Source organism: Bradyrhizobium betae, assembly GCF_050632175.1.
Taxonomy (GTDB): Bacteria; Pseudomonadota; Alphaproteobacteria; order Rhizobiales; family Xanthobacteraceae; genus Bradyrhizobium; species Bradyrhizobium betae_B.
Genome location: NZ_CP192576.1, coordinates 1,728,847 through 1,752,973, shown reverse-complemented (window position 1 = coordinate 1,752,973; position 24,127 = coordinate 1,728,847). Strand labels below are relative to the sequence as shown.

Sequence of the window (24,127 nt, the reverse complement as noted above, 5' to 3'; positions counted from 1 at the left end):
GTGAGCGCCGCCGACCTGTCCCCCGCTATTCGAGGTACGCATCGTGACGTTGAGCAATATGAAGATCGCCCCCAAGCTCGGCATCCTTGTCGGCGTAACCCTCGTCGGCCTGTGCATCTCCGGGCTTCTCGCCGGGTATTTGATGAAGCGCGAGATGGTGAATGCGCGCGTCGAGCAGACCAAGGCGGTCGTCGAGGTTGCGCGCAACATGGCGCTCGCCCTGAAGAAAAAGGTCGATGCCGGCGAGATGACGAAGGACGCGGCGATGGCCGAGTTTCGTCTGCTCGGCAATGCCATGACCTATGACAAGGGCGCGGGCTACCTGTTCGGCACCAGTTATGACGGCATCACCCAGCTCTCGCCGGACCCCAAGCAGGTCGGCCAGAACCGGATGAACAATTTGACCAACGGTCGCAATCTGTCCAAGGAATGGATGGAGGGCGTCAAGGCCAACGGCGAGCTGCTGCTGTTCTACGAGTTCATGAAGCCTGGCCAGGAAACGCCGATCCGCAAGGTCGGCTATGCGGTGGCTGTGCCTGGCCTGGACATGTATCTTGGCACCGGCGGCTATATCGACGACATCGACGCCAAGATGGGTCCGGTCTACTGGCTGCTTGGCTTCGCCATGCTCGGCATCGTCATCGTCGCGGGCAGCGTCGCCTGGGGTCTTGGCCGCAGCATCAGCCGTCCGCTCGCGCTGCTCGGCACCCGCATGAAGGATCTTGCTGGCGGCAAGCTCGAGGGCGACATCCCCGGTGTCGGCCGCGGCGACGAGGTCGGCGCGATGGCTTCGACCGTCCAGATCTTCAAGGACAACGCGGTCCGCATCCGTGACCTCGAGCAGACCGAAGCAGCCACCAAGGAGCGCGCCGCGGCGGAACGTCGCAGTACGATGGAGGAGATCGCCAACGACTTCGAACGCAGCGTCAACGGCATCGTCCGCACGGTATCCTCGGCCGCGGCCGGCATGCAGAGCACGGCGCAGTCGATGACCGCGACTGCCAGCGACGCGTCCTCTCGCGCCGCCACGGTCGGCGCGGCCTCGCAAAGGCCTCCGGCAACGTCGGCACGGTTGCCGCCGCCGCCGAAGAGCTGTCGAGCTCGGTGACGGAAATCTCCCGTCAGGTCACGCGCTCGACCGAAGTGGCGAGCCGGGCCGTCAACGACGCCGAGCGCACCAACGCCACCGTGCAGGAGCTCTCCACCGGAGCGGAGAAGATCGGCGAGGTCGTCAAGCTGATCCACTCGATCGCTGCGCAGACCAATCTGCTCGCACTCAATGCCACCATCGAAGCGGCACGTGCCGGTGAATCCGGCCGCGGCTTCGCGGTCGTGGCTTCCGAGGTCAAGGCGCTCGCCAACCAGACCGCGAAGGCGACCGAGGAGATATCCGCCCAGGTCGCGGCGATGCAGACCTCGACCAGCGACGCCGTCGCGGCCATCGCCGGCATTACCCAGACCATCGCCGAGATGAGCGAGATCACCGCCGGCATCTCCTCGTCCATCGAGCAGCAGGGGAAGCCACCCGCGAGATCGCCCGCAACATCCAGTCGGTTGCGGCCGGCTCGAACGAGATCAACGCCAATATCGGCAGCGTGACGTCGGCCGCGGAAGCGACCGGCACGGCGGCAACCGACGTGCTCACCAACGCCCGCGAGCTGGACAGCCAGTCCGGCGCGCTGCGCAGCGCGGTGGACGGCTTCCTCGCCAAGGTGCGCGCGGCGTAAAGCCAAATCTGCTTACGCTGCTATCAACCACGACGTCATGCCCGGGCTTGTCCCGGGCATCCACGTTTCTGGGCACCGTATGCGCGGATGCGCGTGGATGGCCGGGACAAGCCCGGCCATGACGGAGGGTGCTGAGGGCGCCTGCCCTACTGCTTCTCGATCTTCGCGTTGGTGATCAGCTTCTCCCACAGCACCAGCTGCTCGTTCACGAAGGTGCCGAGCTGTTCCGGCGTGCCGGAGAAGGCGTCCATGCCGAGGGTAGCGAGCTTGGCCTTGATCTCGGGCTTCTCGACGATCTTGCGGATCTCGGCGTTGAGCCGCGTCACGATGTCCCTGGGCATGCCGGCCGGGCCGAAATAACCCTGCCAGGATGAGATGTCGAAGTCGGGCACGCCGGCCTCCTGCATCGAGGGCAGGTTCGGCACCAGCGGTGAGCGGTCCTTGGTCGTGACTGCGAGCGCGCGCAGCGCGTTGCCGTTGACGTGGGGAAGCCCGGTCAGGATGTCCACGAACATCATCGAGACGCGGCCGCCCATGACGTCGTTGAGCGCCGGCGGCGAGCTCTTATAGGGCACGTGCAGCAGGTCGAGCCCGGCATTGTGCGCAAAAGTCGCGCCCGACACGATCGCCGAGGACGAGCCCGAGGCGTAGCTCAGCTTGCCCGGATTGGCTTTGCCATAGGCGACCAGCTCGGCGACGGTCTTGGCCGGCACTTCCGGGTTGACCACCAGCATGAAGGGCAGATCGCCGGTGCGGGCGATCGGGGTGAAATCCTTGACGGGGTCGTAGGCGAGGCTCTTGAGCAGATAGGGATTGGCCGAATGCGTGGTGTTCGTCGTCACCAGCAGCGTGTAGCCGTCCGGCGCAGCGCGCGCGACATAGGTCGCGGCGATCATACCGTTGGCGCCCGCCTTGTTCTCGATCACGATGCCGACCCCGAGCGCCTGCGACAGATGCTGCGAGATCAGCCGCGTGGTGGTGTCGGTGCCGCTGCCCGCCGCGAACGGCAACACCAGCGTGATGTTTTTGCTGGGATAGTTATCGGCCTGCGCGCTGGTCGCGGCGGCCAGACACAACGTAGCCGCCCCGGCGGTGCGCAGAACTCGGATCAGTGATGACAGCATGTTTGGACGTTCCCTCTTTTCGTTGGCGGGGAACCTAACGTCTCTTCGCTGAAATCGGAAGACGGGAGTTTGCCGTCCGCGTCGCGGAATTACTTCACCGCGGAGCCCTGTCGTGACGCGATCACGACGCCGGCGAGCACCAGCGCGTAGCCGATCAGGTGGAACGGCTGCAGCTTCTCGCCGAGCAGCAGGATCGCCATCGCCGAGCCGAACACCGGCACCAGATGGAAGAACGGCGCGGCGCGGTTCGGGCCGATCAGCGCCACGCCGCGGTTGAAGAAGAGATAGGCGAGTGTCGAAGGGAAGATCAGGATGTAGCCGAGCGTCGCCAGCGTCACGGTGTCGAATTGCAGGACGCTGCCGCTCCACGCTTCCCAGATCGCCGTCGGCAGCAGCATCATCGCGCCGCAGCAGGTGGTGAAGGACAGGAAGGAGAGCTGATGAACCTTCGGCCGGCGCGGGATGAAGGCGGAGTAGATCCCGAACGCCACCAGCGAGGACGCGAACATGACGTCGCCGCGGTTGAAGCTGATGCTGGCGAGCGCCGCGAAATCGCCGTGCAGGATGATGACGAGCACGCCGAGAAGCGAAATCGCGATGCCGGCAAGCTGCGCGCCGGTCAGCCGCACGCCGAACAGCACCAGCGACCACAGCGCCACGAACAGCGGACCGGCCGACTGGATCAGCAGGGCGTTCAGCGCCTCGGTGTATTGCAGTGCCCAGTACGAGATCGCGTTGTTGAAGGCAAAGCCCACCAGCGACAGGAACAGCATCAGCGGCAGGCTCTTGCGCAAAGCGGGCCAGTCACGCTTCAGATGCGGCCAGGAGAACGGCAGCAGGATCAGGAACACGCCGAACCAGCGGATCGTGGTCACCGTCAGCGGCGGCACGTGCGCGCCGACATGGCGCGCGAGCACGATGTTGCCGGCCCAGAACAGCGAGCTCAGGCTGAGCAGCAAATAAGGTTGATTGTTGAGCCAGCTGGCGGGATTCGAGGCCGGTGGCGCGGGCGAAGCGGTCGTCATTGGCGTTGGGTACAACTTTGCGCCAAATTGCGGTCGTGACACAAGTCACGCCGTCGCAATGCTACAATGCAAGCATGACCTGAGGAGGTGCCATTGGCGGTCAATATGTTGAACATCGCGGGCCTGGAACAGCTCGACCGGCAAGCGCCGGTGGTGATGCTGAACCTGATGCGTTTCCACGATCGCTCGCGCGACGGTGACGGGTCCGGCTGGGACGCCTATCTTCGTTACAGCGCGATCACGGTGCCGATGATCAGGGCGCGTGGCGGCACGCTGCTCTGGACCGGCGAGGCCAAGGCGGTGGCGCTCGGCCCGCACGACGGCAACGACTGGGACTTTGTCGCACTCGTCCATTATCCGTCGCTGGCGGCCTTTCTCGACATGATGACATCGGAGGCCTACGAGCGTGAGGCCGACCCGCATCGCGTCAACGGCTGCGCCGAGCACGTCATCATCGCGACCAGCGAGGCCTACAGCAAGTTCAGCAGGAAGTAGGGACGTCAGCTACGACGGCGCTACGCCGTCTGCTTCCTCGACGCCACGAACACGCCCGACAGCACCAGCGCGAAACCGATGAGGTGGAACGCCTGCGGGTGCTCGCCCAGGAACGCCATCGCCATGATCGAGCCGAATACCGGCACGACGTGGAAGAACGGCGCGGCGCGGTTGGCGCCGATCAGGCGCACGCCGCGATTGAAGCAGAGATAGGCGAGCGTCGAGGGAAAGACGGCGACGTAGAACAGCGTCAGCAGGTTCGGCCCGTCGAGCTTCATCAGCGGGCGCGCCGACAATTCCCAGATCTCCAGCGGGATCAGGCAGGCGGCGCCGGCGCCGAAGGTGAAGGCGAGGAACGACAGGCCGTGCATCGGCGGCCGCTTCAGGGTCAGCACCGAATACAGCGCGAAGATGATCAGCGCGGCGATGAAGATGAGGTCGCCCTTGTTGAAGTCGATGTTCGACAGCGTGGTGAGATCGCCATGCAGCAGGATGATCAGCACGCCGCACATCGACAGCGCCACGCCGAAGGCCTGCGCCGCCGTGAGCCTGATGCCGAGGATGGCCAGGGACCACAGCGCCACGACCAGCGGCGCGGCCGACTGCAGCAGCAGCGTGTTGAGCGCCTGCGTATGCTCGAGCGCCCAGTATTGCAGCGTGTTGAAGGCGCCGATGCCGGTGATCGACAGCACGATCATCAGGCCGAGCCTGCTGCGGATCGCGGGCCAGTCCTGGGCGAGATGTTTCCAGGCGAACGGCAGCACCAGCAGGAAGGCGAAGGTCCAGCGCAGGAACGACAGCGTGACCGGCGGGATGTGGCCGGCGGCAAGCCGCCCGACAATGGCATTGCCGGCCCAGCACAGCGCGGTGATGCTGAGAAGCAGATAAGGCTGGTTGGCAATCCAGCCGTGGCCGGATGTTTCGGTGCCCGTGGTCTGGCCGGTGGCGGACATTGTGATTGTTCTGGCCCCGCGTCATGCGCCAAGGCTTCCGGCCCGGATGTCCGGGCCGGCGCGTCGCCCGGCCTGCCCAAAGACACGGAAACCGGTCCGATATCAACGGTCGTGGGCGCATCGCCATCATGCGAGGGCGATGCGGCGGGAACCTTCATCGCCGGCGTTTGGCGCGAATTGCAAACGGCTTCAGGACTTCGGCGCAGGCGAGATAGACCACGACGAGCAGCGCGATGCCGGCCATCATGATCGGCGGCGGTGCGACGAAGCCGAACCAGGTTCCGAGCGGCGTGAACGGCAGCACCATCGCGGCGAGCAGTGCGATCAGCGAGGAGGCCGTGAGCACGGGATCGGGCCAGTTGCGCCAGGGCCGTCCGTTGGTGCGGATGATGAAGATCACGAGGATCTGAGTCGCCATCGATTCGACGAACCAGGCGGTGCGGAATTCTTCCGGCGAGGCCTTGAACAGGTACAGCAGCGCGCAGAAGGTCGCGACGTCGAACACCGACGATAACGGTCCCATGATTGCCGCAAAGCGCACCAGGCGCGACATGCTCCACACCTGCGGCTGCGCCGTGGCCCGCTTTGAGACGCGGTCGAAGGGAATGCCGAGCTCGGAGAGGTCGTAGAGCAGATTGTTGAGCAGGATTTGCGTCGGCAGCATCGGCAGGAACGGCAGCGCGATCGAAGCCGCAGCCATCGACAGCATGTTGCCGAAATTCGAGCTCGCGCCCATCCGGACATATTTGAGGATGTTGGCGAAGGTGCGCCGTCCCTCCTCGACGCCGTCGGCGACGACTTCGAGATCGGAAGCGAGCAGGATGATGTCGGCGGCGGCCTGCGCCACGCCGGTCGCGCCGTCGACCGACAGGCCGACATCGGCAACTTTCAGGGCCGGTGCGTCGTTGATGCCGTCGCCGAGGAAGCCGACGACCTCGCCGCCCGCCTGCAGCGCCTTCACGATGCGCGATTTCTGGTCCGGCGCGAGCCGGCCGAAGGCGTCGACGGAACGCACCTGTACGGCGAGCGCCTCGTCGCTGAGCTCGGCAATGTCGGCGCCCGACAGCACGCGCTCGGGGTTGAGGCCGACCAGGCCCGCGAGCCGCTTCACCACCACGGGATCGTCGCCCGACAGGATCTTCAGCGCCACGCCGCTCGCCGCGAGCCGCGCGATGGCGGCCGCGGCCGTCGGCTTTGGCGGATCGGCGAAGGCGCAGAAGCCCCCGAAAGCGAGGTCGGTCTCGTCGTCGGTCTCGACCTCGCGCAGCGCGCCGCTCCAGGCCCGCGAGGCGATGGCCACGGTGCGCAGGCCCTCACTCGCGAGCTCATGCACGCGGGCCAGCGCCGCTGCGCGTGCGGCCTCGTCCATCGTGCAGAGTTCAAGCACGGCTTCCGGTGCGCCCTTGACGATGAGCAGGGCGCCTTCCGGACCGGTCGCGAGCACCGATCCCAGCCGGCGCGAGAAGTCGAATGCCTGCCGTCCCGCCAGCGTCCAGCCCTGGGCGGCGTCGGGCCGGCCGGCGACGAGGGCGGCATCCAGCGAGCCGCGATCGCCGCCGAGCGTTGCCGCGATGGCGCCGAGCTGCGCGGCCCGCATATCGTCCTTGCCTGCGGCGTCGAGGCTTTTCGCCAGCGTGATCTCGGCCGAGGTCAGCGTGCCCGTCTTGTCCGTGCACAGGACGGTCATGGCGCCGAGATCGTGGATTGCGGCAAGCCGCTTCACGATCACCTTGCGGCCGGCCATACGCAGCGCGCCGCGCGACAGCGTCACCGTGGTGATCATCGGCAGCAGCTCCGGCGTCAGCCCGACCGCGAGCGCGACCGCGAACAGCAGCGAGTCCAGCACCGGGCGGCCGAACACGACGCGGACGGTGAGCACGACCAGCACCAGCGCCAGCGTGGCGCGCGCGATCACGAAGCCGAATTCGCGCAGATCGCGCTCGAACGGGGAGGGCACCTGCGCTTCGGCGAGCGCGGACGCCGCCGCTCCGAACACGGTGTCGCGGCCGGTCCTGACCACGAGCGCGATGGCCTCGCCGGTTTGCGCCACGGCGCCGCGGAACAGCGCATTCGATGTGTCGTCGGGATCGCTGACTGCGCCGGCGCGCTTCTGTACCGGATAGGGCTCGCCGGTGAGCGCCGCTTCGCCCGCCGTGAAGGCCGTGCTCTCCAGGATCAGGGCATCCGCAGGAATGATGTCGCCGGAGCGGACGCGCAGGACGTCGCCGGGCACGACGTGATCGACGTCGATCTCGCGGAAGGCGCCGTCGCGCCTGACCTCGGCCTTGAGCGCGACCGAGCGGCGGAGGATTTCCGCGGCGCGGATCGCGTGGCCCTCCTGGACGGTGTCGAGCCCGATCGAAAGCACGAGGATCAGGACGATGATGAGCCCGCCGATCTCGTCGCCGGTCAGCATCGAGATGATGCCGGCCACCAGCAGGATCAGCGACAGCGGCTCGAGCAGCCGGCGCAGGATCGCGCGCATGGCGCCCTCGATACGCGGCGGCGCGTCGCTGTTGGCTCCGAAGCGGTCGAGGCGTTCGGAGACGTCCGCTGCAGCCAGGCCTGTGAGCGTGCAGTCCAGTCGCTTGCAAAGCTCATCGGGTGAAAGACGCCAGAAATGATTGTCGGCGTGCGCTGGACTGTCCGGCAAGCGGGTCTCCCGTTTCGAGGCGTCTGGGTCAGGTGCCGCCAAATTCGGCGTAACGTGTTGACCTGCCGCAATCCGGGCGACCGAGGGCGCGCTAGCGTCGCCGCCATGGTCGAGCAAGCAATGGTCCTGCCGCAGCCCAAGCGCCGGTTCTCGGTCGCGGCGCTGTGGACGGGATTTCTCAGTCACAAATGGTTCATCCTCGCGGTCGTGGTCCTGCTCGGCCTCGGGGGCTGGCAAAGCGCGCGGGCGATCCTCGGGCCCGCCATCGTCGTCGATCAGGTCAAGCGCGGCCACCTGATTGAGACGGTGGTGGCGAGCGGCCATGTCGAGACGCCGTTCCGGGTGGAGATCGGCAGCCAGCTCACCGGTACGGTGCAGGAGGTGCTGGTGCAGCAGGGCGAGAAGGTCACCAAGGGCCAGCCGCTGATTTCGCTGGAATCGCGCGAGTTGAAAGCGAGCGTGGTGCAGGCGCAAGGCGCGGTGGCCCAGGCCGAGGCGCGCATCAGGCAGATCGAGGAATTGACGCGGCCCTCGGCCGAGGAGGCGCTGACGCAGGCCAAGGCGACGCTGCTCAACGCCCAGCAGACCTATGACCGCACGGCGCAGCTCGAACGCAATGGCTACGCGACGCGCGCAGCGCTCGACGATGCGCAGAAGACGCTCGACGTTGCCCGCGCCCAGATGCGCTCGGCGCAATTTCAGGTCTATACGGCAAGTCCGGGCGGCAGCGATTATGTGATGGCCCAGACCCTGCTCAACCAGGCCCGCGCCAATCTCGACACCGCCGAATCCCGGCTCGATTACGCGACGATCGCCGCGCCCCGCGACGGCGTTCTCATCACGCGCAGCGTCGAGCGCGGCACGGTGGTGCAGCCCGGCAAGGCGCTGCTCGTGCTGGCGCCGGCCGGCGACGTTCAACTCGTGCTGCAGATCGACGAGCGCAATCTCGGCAAGATCGCGCTCGGGCAGAAGGCGATTGCGTCCGCCGATGCCTATCCTGACCGGCGTTTTCCCGCCACCATCACCTACATCAATCCCGGCGTCGATATTTCCCGCGCCTCGGTCGAGGTGAAGCTGACGGTCGCCGATCCCCCTGACTATCTGCGCCAGGACATGACGGTGTCGGTGGATATCGAGGTCGCCGCCAAGGATGATGCGCTGGTCCTGCCGCTGCGCTCGGTGCACGATGTCCTGTCGGGCGCCCCCTGGGTGCTCGGCATCAAGGACGGCCGTGCCAGCCAGCGGCCGGTGAAGATCGGCCTGCGCGGCAACAGCCATGTCGAGATCACCGACGGCCTCGCCGCCGGCGACGTCGCGCTCCCGCAGAATTCAGGCGTCCTGACCGGGCAGCGCCTGCGGCCCGTACTGCCATGAGCCGCTGGCTGCCGTTCGAATGGACCATGGCGGTACGTTTCCTGCGCGAGGGCCGGCTGCAGACCATCTTCATCATCGGCGGCATCTCGATCGGCGTCGCCGTCATCGTCTTCATGTCGGCGATGCTCGCGGGGCTCCAGGCGAACTTCATCAAGCGCGTGCTGACCTCGCAGCCACAGATCCAGCTGCTCGCGCCGGACCAGGTCGCGCGCCCCTTGCGCAAAGGCGCAGGCGAGCTCGAAGACGCGGTGGTGCAGCGTCCGAGCCAGCGCGTGATCTCGATCGATCAATGGCCGAAGATCGCGAGCCAGATGCGCGCGATGCCCGAGGTCACGGCGGTATCGCCGACCATCCTCGGCTCGGTGCTGGTGGTGCGCGGCGACGCCAGCCGTTCCGTCACGCTGTCCGGCGTCGAACCGGACTCCTATTTCAAGATCGTCAAGGTGCCGGACTACATCGTCGCCGGCGAGCCGCGCCTGACCAGCGAGGACATCATCATCGGGATCGAACTCGCCAAGGATCTCGGCGCCGCCGTCGGCGACAAGCTCAACGTCCGCGCCGCCTCCGGCGCAAACCGCGTTCTCACCGTCTCCGGCCTCGTCGACCTCGGCAACAAGAGCGTCAACCAGCGCGTCGCCTATGCCGCGCTGCGCACGGCGCAATCGCTGCTCGGCATGATCGGCGGCGTCACCACCATCGATATCACGGTGACTGACATCTACGCGGCCGAGGAGATCGCCCAGCGTATCCAGGCCGCCAATGCGGTCGAAGCCGATAGCTGGATCAGGACCAACGCGCAGTTCTTCAGCGCGGTGCAGGCCCAGCAGAACACCAACACCCTGATCCGCCTGTTCGTCGGCCTGTCCGTCGCGTTCGGCATCGCGGCCGTGCTGGTCGTCTCGGTGATCCAGCGCTCCAAGGACATCGGCATCCTGCGCGCGATGGGCACTTCGCGGGGACAGGTCCTGCGTGTGTTCCTGGTGCAGGGCGGCCTGCTCGGTTTCGTCGGCTCGCTGTTCGGCGCGGCGATGGGCGCGTTCGCGCTGGTCTACTGGCATGCGTTGGCGCGCCAGGCCGACGGCACGGAGTTGTTTCCCCTGATGCTGGAGCGATCCCTGTTCATCTACACGGCCTTGCTGGCCACCATCACCGGCCTGCTCGCCGCGATGGCGCCGGCCGTGCGGGCCGCCAAACTGGACCCGGTGGTGGCAATCCGTGGCTAGCGAGATCCTCCGCCTCGAGGGCGTGTGCAAGGCCTACAACGTCGGGCTGCCGACCGAAACCGAGGTGCTGCATGACATCGACCTCAAGCTCGACCACGGCGAGTTCCTGGCGCTGATGGGCCCATCCGGCTCCGGCAAGAGCACGCTGCTCAACATCGTCGGCCTGCTCGACCGGCCGACGTCCGGTCGTCTCCTGATCAAGGGACAGGACACGGCCGCGCTCGGCGACGCCGAAATCACCCGCCTGCGCGGCCACACCATCGGGTTCATCTTCCAGTATCACCTCCTGATCTCGGCCTTCACCGCGCGGGAGAACGTCATGATGCCGATGCTGGCTGATCGCGGCTTTCCCGGCGCGGAGATCGAGGCGCGGGCGAACCATCTGCTGGAGCAGGTCGGGCTGGAGAAATTCGCCGGCAACCTCGCCAACAACATGTCAGGCGGTCAGCAGCAGCGGGTGGCGGTGGCGCGCGCGCTGGCGATGAATCCCGATCTCGTGCTGGCTGACGAGCCGACCGGCAATCTCGACACCAAGTCGGCCGACGCCGTGTTCGAGCTGATGCGGCAGGTCAACCGCGACAGCGGCACGAGCTTTCTGCTGGTGACCCATAATATGGACCTCGCGCGGCGCTGCGACCGTATCATCGAGGTGGTCGACGGCCGCATCAGGGCTTGAGGCCATCGAACCGGCCCGCGGGGCAGATTTTTAGGGGATATCAAAGGCTTGGATCGCGCTTTGGGCCGGAAAAAAGCCCCGTTCTTGCTTGCCTAGAGGGGCTGCTTCCTTTATCCGGTGGGACCGCCTCGCGTGCGAACGGCCTCTGGCCGGGAATTGGGCTGGGCACAGGTATGGTCCCGGAAAAGTGGGTCCCGGTTTTCCGCTTGGATCCTGCCACTTACAGAGAATTCTTCGAAGGATTACCCGCGAATGGCCAATGTTGTCGTCGTCGGCGCCCAGTGGGGCGACGAAGGAAAGGGCAAGATCGTCGACTGGTTGTCGGAGCAGGCGGACATCGTCGTTCGCTTCCAGGGCGGCCATAACGCCGGCCACACGCTGGTCATCAACGGCAAGACCTACAAGCTCGCGCTGCTGCCCTCGGGCGTGCTGCGCGAGAACAAGCTGTCCGTGATCGGCAACGGCGTGGTGTTCGATCCCGCCGCCTTCCTCGACGAGGTCGCCAAGCTGCGTTCGCAGGGCGTCGCGGTTTCGCCGGACAATCTGCGCGTCGCCGAGAACGTCACCCTGATCCTGCCGCTGCACCGCGAGCTGGACGCGCATCGCGAATCGGCCAATGCGGCCACCGCGATCGGCACCACCCGCCGCGGCATCGGGCCGGCCTATGAGGACAAGGTGGGCCGCCGCGCCATCCGCCTGATGGACCTCGCCGATCTCGATACGCTGCCGCACAAGATCGACCGGCTACTTGCGCACCACAATGCGCTGCGCCGCGGCCTGAACCTGCCGGAGTTCGACGGCAAGGTGATCCTGAAGGAATTGACCACGCTGGCGCCGGAACTGCTGCCCTATGCCGAGACGGTGTGGCGGCTGCTCGACATCAAGCGCCGCGAAGGCAAGCGGATGCTGTTCGAGGGCGCACAGGGCGCGCTGCTCGACGTCGATCACGGCACCTATCCCTACGTCACCTCGTCCAACACGGTGGCGGCGCAGGCTGCGACCGGCTCGGGCATGGGGCCCGCCTCGGTCGGCTATGTGCTCGGCCTGTGCAAGGCCTATACGACCCGCGTCGGCCAGGGCCCGTTCCCGACCGAGCAGGACAACGAGATCGGCCGCAAGATCGGCGAGCGCGGCCGCGAATTCGGCACCAACACCGGGCGGCCGCGCCGCTGCGGCTGGTTCGATGCCGTGCTGGTGCGCCAGGCGGTCCGGACCTGCGGCATCAACGGCCTGGCACTGACCAAGCTCGACATCCTCGACGGTTTTGAGTCGATCGAGGTCTGCGTCGGCTACAAGCTCGACGGCAAGGAGATCGATTATTTCCCGGCCGGCGAGGGGGCGCAGGCCCGGGTCGAGCCGATCTGGGAGACCATCGAGGGCTGGAAGGAGCCGACCGCCAACGCGAGGTCGTGGGCCCAGCTGCCCGCCCAGGCCATCAAATATGTCCGCCGCATCGAGGAATTGGTGGGCTGCCCGGTCGCGCTGCTTTCCACCAGCCCCGAACGCGAGGATACTATCCTGGTGCAAAATCCGTTTGAGGCTTAACGATCTCTTACCAGGCCGCGGATATAGTTGAGTTGAAATGGCTGATTACTATCCGCTGATCGCCCGCGCTATTGCCGCCCTGGACCCCAATGCTCCCGGCGAAAGCCGTCGCGCGCTCTATGAGCGGGCGCGTACGGCCCTGATCGCGCAGCTCCGCAGCGTTCAGCCACCGCTTTCCGAATCCGAGATCACCCGCGAACGGCTGTCGCTGGAAGAGGCTGTCCGCAAGGTCGAGTCAGAAGCGTCCCAGCGCGCCCGCGAGGCTTCACGCCCCGGCGCCCCCCGCAGCGGCGGCAGCGGCAGCGGCGATGCCTTCCGCCGCGCCAGCACCCGCGCCACCGAAGGCGGCCCGCCCGCATCCCAGCCGGCTGCTCCGCCGCGCGCGCGTCCGGCGCCGCCGCCGCCCCGTGCCGACCGGCCGTCCTTCAATGTCGACGACCAGGGCGACGCCCCGCGTTCGCCGCGGGCTCCCCGTTTTGACGCCCCGCGCCAGCCGGGCCCGTCCGCTCCGCCAATGCCGGAGCCGCCGCCTGCGCCGCCGTCCGGACGCGATCGCCAAGGTGATCGTCAGGGCGGCCGCCGTCCGCCGGACGTCGGCCCGCCGCCATCGCTGCCGCCGGCCCCGGGCGTGCGCGGTTTCCGTGACATCACCGCCGACGTCAACGATCTCGGCGGCGCCGCCGCGCAGGCCAGCCGGGCCGCGCGCCGTACCTATGCCAACGTGCCCTCGCCCTCGCCGGAGTTCGACCGGCTGGAGCCGAGCCTGGAAAACCGCGTCGGCGAGCAGGACGCGCCCTATTCCTACGACGAGTCGATCGAGGAGGCCGAGCGCTACGCGCCGCAGCAACCGTCGCCGCGTCCGCGCATCGCGCCCGAGCGCGACACCAAAAGAAGCGCGTGCGCACCGGCTCGGTCTTCCCGTTCAAGAGCGCGATCGCCGTCGGCATCGTGCTGATCCTGGTCGGCGCCGGCATCCTCTGGGGCAAGCCGCTGGTGCAGACCGTGAGCGGCCTGTTCAAGTCCTCGTCCACCCAGGTGGTGGAGGCGCCGAAGGATCCGGCCCAGCCGCAGAGCAAGCCCAAGATTCCCGATCGCGTCGGCCAGCCTTCGGCCAACGACCAGCCGGTCGCGCCGGTGGCGCAGAAGGTCGTGCTCTATGACGAGGATCCGTCCGATCCCAAGGGCAAGCAATATGTCGGCTCGGTGGTGTGGCGGCTCGAGCCGATCAAGGCGTCGGGCAACCAGAAGGCCGACGTGGCCGTGCGCGCCGACATCGAGATCCCCGACCGCAAGTTCAAGATGACGATGTCGTTCCGCCGCAACACCGACTCGTCGTTGCCGGCGAGCCATACCGCGGAACTGACCTTCATCCTGCCGCCGGACTTTCCGGGCGGCGGCGTCTCCAACGTGCCGGGCATCCTGATGAAGTCGAACGAGCAGGCGCGCGGCACGCCGCTCGCGGGTCTCGCGGTGAAGGTCACCGACGGCTTCTTCCTGGTCGGCCTCTCCAACGTCGATGCCGACCGCAGCCGCAACGTTCAGCTCCTGAAGGAGCGTTCCTGGTTCGACGTGCCATTGGTCTACGCCAACCAGCGCCGCGCCATCATCGCGATCGAGAAGGGCGCCCCCGGCGAGCGCGCCTTCAACGACGCGTTCGCGCAGTGGGGCGATTGAGGCACTCTGTCATTCCGCGTTCGGTGCTGCGCACCGCCCCGGAATGACATCCGGGATGGTTGGCTACTGCGCCGCCGCTTCCCGCTTGCGCGATGCGGTGGCCGCTGCATGCTCGCGGTCCATCACGGCGCGGCAGCCGGGGCTGACCTCCGCTTTCTTCTGCACCATGCAGGCCCTGACCCGGGGAATGTCGGGGATCTCACTCGCGCACAGCCGCATCGCATCGCCGGTGCACATCTGCTGCGCTTCGGACGAGAAGGCGAGGCCCGGCGATGTCTGGAGTACGATCGCGGTGGCGGCGAAGGCCAGCAGCGAAGCGATGGGTTTGAAGCGCGAAGCGATGGTCTGGTAGCGTGTCATGCGAAATGCGTCCCCGGAGTTCCGTGGATTGAACCACTTGGTTTTGGGACGCCGCACGCGGCTTGATCTGCCGCATGTCACAGCCTTCACGCCGGGACTTTAATCCCGCATGTGGTCGCTCGATCTCTCGTGATGTTCGAATCGAAAAGTGCTGCGCCGCCCGAGTGAAGTATGCGCCATTGTCAAAGAGCTGCAATGGGCGGCGCAAACGAATTTGCAATTGTTGCGCGGCCGTCACGCGAACGACCGCGCAAGCTCACATCCCGTGGCTCTTGAAGACCTTGTCGCATGATCGCGACAGCTTGGCGCGATTTGCTTGCAGGCAACCCTGAACGGCCATGTCGTTGCCGAGATCCTTGCGGCAGAAGCGGGAGGCGTCGCGAGAACAGGCCTTCTGTTCCTGGGGGTGCCCATGTGTCCCTGCGCGGAAGCGGAGACAGTCGAAAGTCCTGTCACGGTCGTCAACGCAACTGCCGCGAGAAGGAAGGTTGTACAACGCATCATTGGGTCCAATCGTGCTGAAGTAGGATTTTGCAGTCAGCTGAGAACTCGCCGATTTGCCAGTCGTTCCCGATATGGGGCCGACGTCGTCGGAACCCGCTATCCAAGCTTCCCGCCGCGCTGCTATAAACGCGGGGACGTGTGAGGTGTTCGATGAAGCGTTATCTGGTGTTCGCCCTGGTCGGCCCGTTTGTGGGCGGGTTCCTGCTGCTGCTGACGACGACCTATCAGTCCGGCTACTGGACCCAGACCAGCCTGGGCGAGGTCGGCAAGCTCCTCGCGGTGTTCTTCAAGACGCTGCAATACAGCTATCTGTTCGGCTTCCTGCCGTCGCTGATGATCGGCGCGGTGGACGACATCCTGCTCCACGTCAGGCGCATCGGCCCGGTGCTGCGGATGCTCCTGGTCGGCCTGTTCGCCTTCGTGCTGGCCTCGCTGACCTACAGCTCCCGCGGTCCGGATTCCGGCGCGGTTCAGTTCATCCTGTATGGCCTGGTGGGGTTCGTGCCCTCGGTGATTTCATCCTGGCTGGTGCATCGATATGTCGAGGAGCCGCTGCCGGCGGCGGCGGCGCCGACCTGAGCCCGCGGCGTTCGGGCGCGGCAGCAACTTCCGCCGCGCTGGCGCGTTCTCTGGAAGCCATGACCATGTCCGACGACGACATCCTCGCTCCGCGCAAATCCCGATCGGGGAGCGCTCGGGCGCGCCCTCTTCAGGCCCCCGGGCGCGTGGCCCGATCATCGACCAGGACGGCCACGAAGTTCGTCCCGAGGCGATCCGCCCAGAAACGCTGGAGCAGGGGTTTCGCGAATTTCGCTTCGAGTTCGGGCAAGGTGGTCCGTTCGGCAATCTGACGCGGGAGCAGCGGATCGCGCGGATCGAGGCGATCGCAAAACTGCTCGACGTCGCCTTCGTCGTGCCCGGCACCAACATCCGCTACGGCATCGACGGGCTGATCGGATTGATCCCCGTGGTCGGCGACATCATCACCACCGCGATCTCGCTGTGGCTGGTGCGCGAGGCCCGCGCGCTGGGCGCGCCCTGGTACATCACCGCGCGCATGCTCGGCAATGTCGCGGTCGACGGCGTGGTCGGCATCGTGCCGTTCGCAGGCGACGCCTTCGACGTCATGTTCCGGGCCAACATGCGCAACGTTCGCCTGCTGCGCCGCTGGCTCGACAAGCAGCCACGCGTCTGAGTCTCTCAGCCTTTCAACGGTGCCACGAGAGGTCGTCATGCCCGGGCTTGTCCCGGGCATCCACTTTCTTCGTGCGGAGGGGAAGGGCGTGGATGGCCGGGACAGACCCGGCCATGACGCTGTGGAAACATCCATGCCCCCAAAACGCGAAAAGCGCGACGGCCCTTGGGCCATCGCGCTTTCAGCACACATCGAATGTCTGCGAAAAAGCTTACGCCGCGTCGGCGTCGGTCTCCGCGGCCACCGGCTCGGGCTTGCGGTGACGCTCCAGCGGGAACGCTTCGCTCTCATAGAGCGAGCGGATGCCGTTCTGGTCGAAGCGCGCTTCCTCGACCTGGAGATAGGCGCCGTTCAGCGAATCCGTCGGCAACTGCTCCATCGCGAACTGCACGGCTTCGGCCGCGGTGCCGAAGCGGCGATAGGTGAACCCTGCGCGCTTCTTTTTGCGGATGGCAGCGGGGAAGAGTTCGGCGGAAGTGTTGAAGTTGAACGGACGCAGTGGACGCATGGTCAAAGACCTCGTGATCTTCTCTGGGGCTTTAAGCGCGTGGGGTTTGGGGCGGCAGGATGGGCTCGCCGCACAGGTCATTTTCGTCCTCTAATATAGGCCGTTTTGACAAAAATGCGACCCCTGCGATGCGAGATGATGAATCCACGCATGGCAGGTCCGCAGGCGCTATAAATTCAATCAAATCAATGGGTTGCATGGTTTATAGCTTGCCGAGGAGCAGCAGCACGACCAGCACCACCAGCACGACGCCGCCGATCCCCATGCCGGAATGGCCCATGCCGTAGCCGTAGCCGCCGATCCGGCCGGACATGCCGCCGACGAGATAGATGATCACCAGGATGATCAGGATGGTCCCAAGCGTCATGGCATCCTCCCTGGCGGTTGCCTGACTGCGCTCCATCCGCCGCACCGCTGGGAGAGAAAGCACAACGGGCCGCCGGGTTCCATGTCGGAACCCGGCGGCCCGCAATATTATTTCGGCTGGAGCTTCAGCGCCGCCGAGTTGATGCAGTAGCGCAGGCCGGTCGGCCCGGGGCCGTCGGGGAACACATGGCCGAGATGGCCGCTGCACTTGGAACAGAGCACCTCGGTGCGGATCATGCCGTGGCTTGCATCGTGCTCCTCGTCGACATGGCTTTCGACGGCAGGCGCGGTGAAGCTCGGCCAGCCACAGCCGGAATCGAACTTGGCGTCGGACTCGAACAGCTCATTGCCGCAGCCGGCGCAGACATAGGTGCCGGCCCGGTGGTCGTGCTCGTATTCACCCGAGAAGGGACGCTCGGTCGCCTTCTCGCGCAGCACCGCGTATTGCATCGGCGACAATTCACGCCGCCACTGCTCTTCGCTCTTGATGACCTTGTCGTCGGTGGTCTTCGTTTTGGTGTCGGGCATCGGTCTCCCGTTTGCTTGGTGTTGTCAGTTGGTGGCCTTGCTGGCACTGACCAGCGTCGGCTTCTCGATGTAGTTATCCGCGAACAGCTTTTTGAGGTTCTCGACCTTCGGAATGTCGTTATAGGCGATGTAGGGCTGGTTCGGGTGCAGGGTCAGATAGTCCTGGTGATAGGCCTCCGCCGGGTAGAACGCCTCCAGCGCGCCGACCTTGGTCACGATCGGCTTGCCGAACACCTTGGCGCCGTTGAGCTGGGCGATATAGGCATCGGCCACCTTCTTCTGCTCGTCGGAGGTGGTGAAGATCGCCGAGCGATATTGCGTGCCGCTGTCGGGGCCCTGGCGGTTGAGCTGGGTCGGGTCGTGCGCCACCGAGAAGTAGATCTGCAAAATCTTTCCATAGGAGATCTTCTTCGGGTCGTACTTGATCTCGACCGCTTCGGCATGGCCCGTCCGTCCGCTCGAGACGGTCTGGTAGTCGGCGGTCGCCTTTGTGCCGCCGGCATAGCCGGAGACGGCGTTGACGACGCCCGCTGTGTGCTGGAACACGCCCTGCACGCCCCAGAAGCACCCGCCGGCGATCACGGCGGTCTGGATTCCGGTTGCGGGCGCTGCATCCATGGCGGGCGCGGGGATCACAACCGCGTCCTCCGCGGCCCGGGACGGCATGGCGAAGGCCAGCCCCAGGACGGTGGTGGCGGCGAGCAGGGACAACAGGACAGGTCGGCGCATGGCGGATCCTCTTTCGGAAGCTGACAGTCTAGGGCGACCGAGGCCGGGCGAACAGCCTGCCCGGTCGCGTTTTCGCATCATCCCAGATACGGGCGAAGGCTGCGATTGTTACGCCCGGGAGGGACACGAGGCCGTGAAAATGAGCCTTGGACGAGGCGGCTTGGCGAGATGAGGAACTTCGCGCTAGAGCGGTTCACAGATTTATTGAATCGGAAGGGATTCCGGAGCTGGGGCGAATATGATTCAAGATGCTGGCTGGGCTGGAGGCCAGCATCCGATGGTCCGACCAATTTCCAACGATTTACGTAAGCGCGCGGTGTCCGCCGTTGCCAAAGGTGAGAGCTGCCGATCCGTGGCAGAACGGTTTGGCGTTGCGGTCTCGTCAGTTGTGAAGTGGTCGCAGCGTTATCGAACAACCGGCTCGGTAGCGCCTGGCAAGATGGGCGGTCACCGCAAACCTGTGCTTGATCCGCACCGCGCCTTCATCGTCGAGCGGATCACTCAGACGCCGCACCTGACGCTGCATGGTCTGAAGGCGGAACTGGCAGCCCGCGGGGTCAAGGTCTCGCACAACGCAGTCTGGCTGTTCCTGCGCCGGGAAGGGCTGCGCTTCAAAAAACACTGTTCGCCCTCGAACAGGCACGCGCAGACGTCTCTCGTAGGCGCCAGCGTTGGCGATCCTGGCAGGCCGGGCTCGATCCGGGCCGGCTCGTCTTCATCGATGAGACCTGGATCAAGACCAACATGGCCCCTTTGCGAGGCTGGGGACCCAAAGGGGCCCGCCTGCGCGGCTTCGCCCCGCACGGGCACTGGCGTACCCTCACATTCCTCGGCGCGCTCCGCCATGACCAACTCACGGCACCCTGCGTCTTCGACGGCCCGATCAACGCTGAATGCTTCCGCGGTTACGTGAAGCACATTCTCCTGCCGACCCTGCGCGAAGGCGACATCGTCATCCTCGACAATCTCGGAAGCCACAAGTCGAAAGCCGTCAGGCAGATGATCAAGGCGGCTGGCGCCAGGCTATGGTACCTACCGCCGTACTCGCCCGACCTCAACCCGATCGAACAGGCCTTCTCCAAGATCAAACACTGGATGCGGCAAGCTCAGAAGCGCACCATCGAGGACACTTGGCGCCACATCGGTCACCTCGTCCAGGACATCCAACCACGCGAATGCGCCAACTACTTTGCTAACGCCGGTTATGCTTCAATCAAAATGTGAAACGCTCTAGATGAGCCCGTGCCATCGACGATCGACCTGGAGATGTAGTGGCTGGAGCTGACTGACAATATGCTGCGCGTCATTCCCGTGATCCTCGCTATCCTGATGTCCGCCGCTGCGATTGCCGCGGCCGAGCCGCAACAAGGCGGCGATCTCGCCACCTGCCTCGACCGCCAGGTCGAGCTTTCGGCCCGCGCGCAGGCCTGCGACACCCTGCTCAAAATCGACCGCCTCGCCGGTAAGGACAAGTCCATCGCGCTCTCGGTGCGCGGCAACATCCTCGTCAACAAGCGCGACTACGTCCACGCCATCGAGACCCTGTCCATGGCCGCCGACCTCGATCCCGACAATGTCGTGGCGCTCAACCTGCGCGGCCTTGCCTATGAGCGTTCGGGCAAGGACGACCTTGCGATGGCCGACTACAATCTCGCGCTGCAAAAGCGCCCGACCTACGGCGTTCCCTACAATAACCGCGGCGTCATTCAGGTGCGGAGGGCGCGCTGCAAAGCGCGCTCGACGATTTCAGCCTGTCGATCAAGCTGACGCCCAAGTTCATCCTCGGCTGGACCAACCGTGCCCGCGTGCGCACGCTGATGAAGGACTATGACGGCGCGCTCGCCGATTTCGCCGAGGCCGAGAAGATCGATCCGGCCGCGCCGCAGATCGCCGGCAACCGCTGCATCACCTGGGGCCTGATGGGCAAGTTCGACCAGGCCCTCGCGGACTGCAACGGCCTGATCGAGAAGCAGCCGAAGAACGTCTACGCGATCAACAATCGCGCCGATGTCTACGTCATGAAGGGCGATCTCGATGCCGCGCTGAAGGGTTACAATGCGGCGCTTCAGATCAACCCGAACAATATCCGTGCCCATTCCGCCCGCGGCCAGATCTATGAGCGCAGGAAGGATCTCGCGCAGGCGCGCGCCGACTATCGCGCGGCGGCCTATTCGCTGACGAAATTCGACGACCCCGACGTCGCGCGCGCCCGCGCCATCGCGCAGGAGCGCCTCGCCGCGCTGACGCCGCAAACGCCGGGGGGCGCGCCCACCGGGCGACGGGTCGCGCTGGTGATCGGCAACGGCGCCTACAAGAACGTCCACGCCTTGCCCAATCCGCCGCGCGATTCGAAATTGATCGCAGGGGCGCTGCGCGATGTCGGTTTCCAGACGGTGATATCGGCGAGCGACCTGACCCGCGACAAGTTCTTCGAGGCGCTGCAGACGTTCGCCGCCGAAGCGGAAAAGGCCGACTGGGCCGTGGTCTATTACGCCGGCCACGGATTCGAGATCGCCGGAGTGAATTACCTTGTCCCCGTCGACGCCAGGCTTGCCGCCGACCGGGATGCCGAGACCCAGGCGGTGGCGCTGGAGCAGGTCATCGCCGCGGTCGGTGCCGCGCGAAAAGTGCGCCTGGTGATTCTGGATGCCTGCCGCGACAACCCGTTCGCGCCGACCATGCAGCGCACGCTGTCGCTGAAGCTGGTCGACAAGGGTTTTTCCAACATCGAGCCCGGCGCCGGCTTCATGGTGGTCTACGCCGCCAAGCACGGCGAGACCGCGATGGACGGCGACGGCGGCGCCGACAGCCCGTTCTCCACCGCGCTCGCGCGCGAGATCAAGGTGCCGAAGGTCGAGATCCGGAAACTGTTCGACATCATCCGCGACGACGTCTGGTCCGCCACCAAGCACGAGCAGCAGCCGTTCACATACGGCTCGCCGCCGGGACGTGAAGATTTTTATTTTGTCGCGGGGAAGTGAGGGCTCGTAGCCCGGATGGAGCGCAGCGAAATCCGGGAATCGCGAGCGCGCACCTAACCCCGGATTGCGCTGCGCTCCATCCGGGCTACGGCAGCCTCACACCACGATGCTCAGGCGCTTCGCCGCGCGCGTGATGCCCGTGTACAGCCACCGCGCCCGGCTCTCCCCGAACGCAAAGCTCTCGTCGAACAGCACGACGTCGTCCCATTGCGAGCCCTGCGACTTGTGCACGGTCAGCACGTAGCCGTAGTCGAACTCGTCATAGGGCTTGCGCTGCTCCCAGGCGATCGCCTCGACGCCGCCCTCGAAGCAATCGGCGCGCACCGAGACCTTCGTCACTTTGTGGCCGAGATCCTCGTCCGGCGACAGCCGCATGCTGAGAATGCGCGACTTCGAGCGCGAGGTGTTGCGCGACTTCACGCGCCACAGGCCGCCGTTGAACAGGCCCTTCTTGCGGTTGTTGCGCAGGCAGACCAGCTTGTCGCCGGCGACCGGGAAGACGTCCTCGATGTTCTGGCGCTGGCGCACCCGCATATTATAGGCGCGCCGCGTGTTGTTGCGGCCGACCAGCACCTGGTCGGCGCCCATGACGCGATCAGGATCGAGCTCCTTGCGCGACACCACTTCGCTCTCGCCGTAACGGCCGATGTCGAGCTCGCGTCCTTCGCGGACGTCCATCGACATCCGCACGATCGGATCGTCCTGGGCCTGGCGGTGCACCTCGGTCAGCATCGCGTCGGGCTCGGTGTTGGTGAAGAAGCCGCCGCCCTGGATGGGGGAAGCTGCGCGGGGTCGCCGAGCACGAGCAGCGGGCAGTCGAACGACATCAGGTCGCGGCCCAATTCCGCGTCAACCATCGAGCATTCGTCGATCACGATCAGTTTTGCTTTTGACGCCGGCGCATCGTCCCAGAGTTCAAAACTCGGCTGCTCCTCGCCGGATTCGCGGGCGCGGTAGATCAGCGAGTGGATGGTGGAGGCCTCGTCGCAGCCCTTGTTGCGCATGACGAGCGCCGCCTTGCCGGTGAAAGCGGCAAACTTCACCTCGCCATCGACGCCGTCGGCGATGTGCCGTGCCAGCGTGGTCTTGCCGGTGCCGGCAAAACCGAACAGCCGGAACACCGGCGGCGTGCCGTTCCGGCCGGGTTTTGCCTTGAGCCAGTCGCCGACGGCTTTGAGCGCGGCATCCTGATGCGGAGTGAATGTGGCCATGTCTGCTTGAGAAGGGAACCGGCGATTCGCCGCTTCTCGGAAACTAACCATTCGGCCCGCCGGTTCAAGCGGCGTCGGGCCTCCCCGCGGGTCGCAGCCTATTTGTCGATCCGGTCGTGCAGCTGCCAGAAGCGCAGCGTGCGCTCGGCCGTGGCCGCGGACAGCTTGACGAAATCCGTGCTTGCGAGCTTCAAGGTGGCCGCGTCGATGCGGTATTTGGCCGGCCGATTGCAAAGGATCTTCTCGACCGTGGGCCAGCCGAGGCCCGCCGACTTGCAGGGGATCAGTACGAGATCCGCCCGCGGTCCTTCCAGCACCTTCGCCAACAACTCGGTCGGCGCGCTGTTGTTGAGAAGCCCGAGCGCGGCCGCGACCTCGTCGAATTTCTTGGTTTCCGCGAACCGGGCGATGGCGGGGTCGTTGAGCTCGTTGAGGCCCTTCATCCGCTTGACCGCAGCTTCAGCCAGGCTGAAATCTCGCTGCGGCGCGGGCGGCACCGCCTTGCTGGTGATTGCGGTGAGGATGCGCTTGATTTCGGCCTGGAGTTCGGCGGGCGCGATTGTGGCAAGGCGCGCCCGCACGGCCTCGGTGGCGCGCTGCAGCAGATCGCGAAGATATTTGATGGGAAGGTCGATGCGCAGGCCGAGCGCCTCGGCGAGGGTTTCGTCGCCTTCCGCGTGCGCGACCATGCCGCCATAGCCCTCTGCGGAAAAGCGGGCGGTCGAGTTGACGGCGAGCCGGCGGATGACCTGGCGCTCGCCGCGCTCGACCAGAACGTCGGTGACGACCTCCGGCAGGTCCGCGCGGCCCGAAATGGCGAACAGATGATCCTGGCCCTTGGCTTTCGCGATTTCGACCAGCGTCGGGGTGCTCAGGCGATTGGACTCGGTCAGAACCTTGCCGGCGACGGCGATCTCGTCGTCCCAGGCGAGATTTTCCAGCACCCCGGTCGGAGCATAGTTCAGTGGCGCAAGGCGATCGCCGAGTTCGGCCCTGACGCGACTTTCCACCCGCGTTACCAGATGCGCGAGCACATGATCGAAGACTTCGACCTGATCGTCGCTGAGGCGCTCGCCCTGGTCGAGAAACAGGTCGGTGACCCGGCGTAGGGTCTCGACCCGTTTTGCCGACGTGCCGTTGCGGACGGCATCCTCGAGTTCGTCGATGATCGAATTCGCCTGCTGCATCACGCTCTTCTGGCCCAAAGCAGTATTTCCAACCGCGGCTTGCACCGCGTGGGAGGCAGCATTGCTCCGGGAAGATTTAAGCGGCGTGT

At 65.9% G+C, this 24,127-nt stretch carries 17 protein-coding genes and 6 pseudogenes; 11 read left to right on the top strand and 12 right to left on the bottom strand.

The features are described 5' to 3' along the window. The first annotated feature begins 43 nt into the window (after positions 1–43). Positions 44–1,727: pseudogene (locus tag ACQ86E_RS08665) on the top strand (methyl-accepting chemotaxis protein). A gap of 146 nt (positions 1,728–1,873) precedes the next feature. Here the strand turns inward: ACQ86E_RS08665 and ACQ86E_RS08660 are convergent. Together ACQ86E_RS08660 and ACQ86E_RS08655 are read right to left on the bottom strand one after the other, a co-directional pair. Continuing rightward, positions 1,874–2,851: a Bug family tripartite tricarboxylate transporter substrate binding protein gene (locus ACQ86E_RS08660; RefSeq protein WP_431205040.1), complete on the bottom strand. Its 978-nt coding sequence runs from the start codon at positions 2,849–2,851 to the stop codon at positions 1,874–1,876. An 89-nt stretch (positions 2,852–2,940) separates the two neighbouring features. Next, positions 2,941–3,876, bottom strand: a complete 936-nt coding sequence (locus tag ACQ86E_RS08655) for a DMT family transporter (RefSeq protein WP_431205039.1) — start codon at positions 3,874–3,876, stop codon at positions 2,941–2,943. A 105-nt stretch (positions 3,877–3,981) separates the two neighbouring features. Here ACQ86E_RS08655 and ACQ86E_RS08650 point away from each other — a divergent pair, with 105 nt between their 5' ends. Beyond that, the gene (locus tag ACQ86E_RS08650; protein ID WP_431206432.1) at positions 3,982–4,371 is read left to right on the top strand and encodes a DUF1330 domain-containing protein; all 390 of its coding nucleotides are present in this window, start codon (positions 3,982–3,984) and stop codon (positions 4,369–4,371) included. 20 nt (positions 4,372–4,391) lie between these two features. On the opposite strand, the gene ACQ86E_RS08645 is transcribed toward ACQ86E_RS08650, so the two are convergent. Together ACQ86E_RS08645 and mgtA are read right to left on the bottom strand one after the other, a co-directional pair. Beyond that, positions 4,392–5,324, bottom strand: a complete 933-nt coding sequence (locus tag ACQ86E_RS08645) for a DMT family transporter (RefSeq protein ID WP_431205038.1) — start codon at positions 5,322–5,324, stop codon at positions 4,392–4,394. 154 nt (positions 5,325–5,478) lie between these two features. Continuing rightward, positions 5,479–7,977: a magnesium-translocating P-type ATPase gene (mgtA, locus tag ACQ86E_RS08640; protein WP_431205037.1), complete on the bottom strand. Its 2,499-nt coding sequence runs from the start codon at positions 7,975–7,977 to the stop codon at positions 5,479–5,481. A gap of 105 nt (positions 7,978–8,082) precedes the next feature. Here mgtA and ACQ86E_RS08635 point away from each other — a divergent pair, with 105 nt between their 5' ends. The 5 genes and pseudogenes from ACQ86E_RS08635 to ACQ86E_RS08615 all read left to right on the top strand — a co-directional run bounded on the left by ACQ86E_RS08635 (position 8,083) and on the right by ACQ86E_RS08615 (position 14,469). Further along, complete coding sequence (locus tag ACQ86E_RS08635; RefSeq protein WP_431205036.1) at positions 8,083–9,351, top strand: efflux RND transporter periplasmic adaptor subunit; 1,269 nt, start codon at positions 8,083–8,085, stop codon at positions 9,349–9,351. Then, a complete protein-coding gene (locus ACQ86E_RS08630) occupies positions 9,348–10,574 on the top strand; it encodes an ABC transporter permease (RefSeq protein ID WP_431205035.1) in 1,227 nt (408 codons plus the stop codon). Before ACQ86E_RS08635 ends, ACQ86E_RS08630 begins: the two co-directional genes overlap by 4 nt. Next, the gene (locus ACQ86E_RS08625) at positions 10,567–11,250 is read left to right on the top strand and encodes an ABC transporter ATP-binding protein (protein WP_431205034.1); all 684 of its coding nucleotides are present in this window, start codon (positions 10,567–10,569) and stop codon (positions 11,248–11,250) included. The genes ACQ86E_RS08630 and ACQ86E_RS08625 overlap by 8 nt, the downstream gene beginning before the upstream one ends. Before the next feature lie 252 nt (positions 11,251–11,502). Beyond that, a complete protein-coding gene (locus ACQ86E_RS08620; RefSeq protein ID WP_431205033.1) occupies positions 11,503–12,795 on the top strand; it encodes an adenylosuccinate synthase in 1,293 nt (430 codons plus the stop codon). A gap of 37 nt (positions 12,796–12,832) precedes the next feature. Beyond that, positions 12,833–14,469 (top strand): annotated as a pseudogene (locus ACQ86E_RS08615) (hypothetical protein). Positions 14,470–14,532: 63 nt separating this feature from the next. On the opposite strand, the gene ACQ86E_RS08610 reads toward ACQ86E_RS08615, so the two are convergent. Next, positions 14,533–14,829: a hypothetical protein gene (locus tag ACQ86E_RS08610; protein ID WP_431205032.1), complete on the bottom strand. Its 297-nt coding sequence runs from the start codon at positions 14,827–14,829 to the stop codon at positions 14,533–14,535. Positions 14,830–15,085: 256 nt separating this feature from the next. After that, positions 15,086–15,330 (bottom strand): annotated as a pseudogene (locus tag ACQ86E_RS08605) (hypothetical protein). Between the two features lie 153 nt (positions 15,331–15,483). Here ACQ86E_RS08605 and ACQ86E_RS08600 point away from each other — a divergent pair. Next, entirely contained in the window at positions 15,484–15,912 is a 429-nt protein-coding gene (locus ACQ86E_RS08600; RefSeq protein ID WP_431205031.1) for a DUF5413 family protein, read from the top strand. 59 nt (positions 15,913–15,971) lie between these two features. Further along, positions 15,972–16,528 (top strand): annotated as a pseudogene (locus tag ACQ86E_RS08595) (DUF4112 domain-containing protein). A gap of 211 nt (positions 16,529–16,739) precedes the next feature. Here the strand turns inward: ACQ86E_RS08595 and ACQ86E_RS08590 are convergent. The 4 genes from ACQ86E_RS08590 to msrA form a co-directional block, all read right to left on the bottom strand. Then, a complete protein-coding gene (locus ACQ86E_RS08590) occupies positions 16,740–17,036 on the bottom strand; it encodes a hypothetical protein (protein ID WP_014439893.1) in 297 nt (98 codons plus the stop codon). Between the two features lie 202 nt (positions 17,037–17,238). Beyond that, complete coding sequence (locus tag ACQ86E_RS08585; RefSeq protein WP_431205030.1) at positions 17,239–17,403, bottom strand: DUF3309 family protein; 165 nt, start codon at positions 17,401–17,403, stop codon at positions 17,239–17,241. 107 nt (positions 17,404–17,510) lie between these two features. Beyond that, positions 17,511–17,930 carry a peptide-methionine (R)-S-oxide reductase MsrB gene (msrB, locus tag ACQ86E_RS08580; RefSeq protein WP_431205029.1) on the bottom strand — a complete coding sequence of 140 codons (420 nt, stop codon included), beginning with the start codon at positions 17,928–17,930 and terminating at the stop codon, positions 17,511–17,513. 24 nt (positions 17,931–17,954) lie between these two features. Beyond that, entirely contained in the window at positions 17,955–18,659 is a 705-nt protein-coding gene (gene msrA / locus ACQ86E_RS08575; RefSeq protein ID WP_431205028.1) for a peptide-methionine (S)-S-oxide reductase MsrA, read from the bottom strand. Between the two features lie 277 nt (positions 18,660–18,936). Between msrA and ACQ86E_RS08570 the strand changes: the two genes are divergently transcribed. Both ACQ86E_RS08570 and ACQ86E_RS08565 read left to right on the top strand, forming a co-directional pair. Continuing rightward, positions 18,937–19,883 (top strand): IS630 family transposase gene (locus tag ACQ86E_RS08570; protein WP_431206431.1). Its coding sequence is split into 2 segments (ribosomal slippage): positions 18,937–19,273 and positions 19,273–19,883, totalling 948 coding nucleotides; the frame shifts between segments, so codons are not numbered across the junction. A 69-nt stretch (positions 19,884–19,952) separates the two neighbouring features. Beyond that, positions 19,953–21,640, top strand: a pseudogene (locus ACQ86E_RS08565) (caspase family protein). Positions 21,641–21,736: 96 nt separating this feature from the next. On the opposite strand, the pseudogene ACQ86E_RS08560 reads toward ACQ86E_RS08565, so the two are convergent. Both ACQ86E_RS08560 and ACQ86E_RS08555 read right to left on the bottom strand, forming a co-directional pair. Beyond that, positions 21,737–22,851, bottom strand: a pseudogene (locus tag ACQ86E_RS08560) (ATP-dependent DNA helicase). Between the two features lie 98 nt (positions 22,852–22,949). Further along, positions 22,950–24,038 (bottom strand): DUF2336 domain-containing protein, encoded by a 1,089-nt coding sequence (locus ACQ86E_RS08555; RefSeq protein ID WP_431205027.1) that lies wholly within the window; start codon positions 24,036–24,038, stop codon positions 22,950–22,952. Positions 24,039–24,127 lie beyond the last annotated feature (89 nt).